Genomic DNA, 292 nt, shown 5'->3' with positions numbered 1-292 from the left:
CGAGAAAATAGCGCACAAGTGTACGCTCAATTTTATAACAAACTAAATTTATAACAAAAAAATGGCCTGCATAAGCAAGCCGTTTAATATGAGCGAATGTGAATTAATCGCTACTCATCAATAGCATTTTCAATTGGCTCGTCGTTTTGCGGGCTAAACTCTACAACAGCTTCGTCTACTCTTTGTAGGCCTCGTGGTAGTTTATTACCCCTACGCCCTCGCTCGCCATAATAATGCTCTAAATCACTTGGTTTAAGCGTTAGTTTTCGCTTACCTGCATGCAGCGTTACAC

The 292-nt window shown here is 40.8% G+C and carries 1 protein-coding gene; it reads right to left on the bottom strand.

Annotated elements, in window-relative coordinates; all coding sequences use genetic code 11:
• Nucleotides 1-110: 110 nt before the first annotated feature.
• Nucleotides 111-292 (bottom strand): hypothetical protein (locus AAEY62_RS21735; protein ID WP_350636468.1); only part of this gene is annotated, 182 nt, incomplete at its 5' end.

Origin of the sequence: Pseudoalteromonas sp. GW168-MNA-CIBAN-0100 (genome assembly GCF_040309225.1) — a bacterium.
In the GTDB taxonomy this organism is placed as follows: domain Bacteria; phylum Pseudomonadota; class Gammaproteobacteria; order Enterobacterales; family Alteromonadaceae; genus Pseudoalteromonas; species Pseudoalteromonas arctica.
The sequence above is the reverse complement of the archived record's forward strand: the minus strand, read 5'-3'. Positions and strand labels throughout refer to the sequence as shown.